1 protein-coding gene is annotated in these 411 nt (G+C 49.4%); it reads left to right on the forward strand.

The annotated features are described in order from the left end of the window. Nucleotides 1-221: 221 nt before the first annotated feature. The coding region (locus tag EHC72_RS22985) for an RsmD family RNA methyltransferase (RefSeq protein ID WP_211660357.1) at nucleotides 222-411 on the forward strand (190 nt) is incomplete at its 3' end.

Raw genomic sequence — 411 nt, forward strand, 5'->3', positions numbered from 1 at the left:
GAATAACCTGTCACCCATAACTGCTCTATTAGCGGCTTCAACGATTGCCGCAAAGGGCTGTAAGTTTATCTTTAGTTACTGAGTTATTAAGTCCGCCTATGCGAAACAATAAAGCCCGACCCTCTGCTAAGCAAAGCACTCATACCAGTAAACCTGCTCGCCACTCAAAACCGGCGAGCAGTAGCGTTCGCATTATCGGGGGGCAGTTTAAGCGGCGTCAATTGGCTTTTATCGATGCTGAAGGACTGCGCCCTACTCCAGATCGACTGCGCGAGACTCTTTTTAACTGGCTCATGGCCGATCTTTTTGAGGCTAGCGTATTAGACTGCTGTGCTGGTAGCGGTGTGTTAGGCTTTGAGGCGATATCAAGAGGGGCGGCGCACTGCACTTTTATTGAAGCGAATAGCAAAC

Source organism: Pedobacter nototheniae (assembly GCF_004335085.1).
Taxonomy (GTDB): Bacteria; Bacteroidota; Bacteroidia; order Sphingobacteriales; family Sphingobacteriaceae; genus Pedobacter; species Pedobacter nototheniae.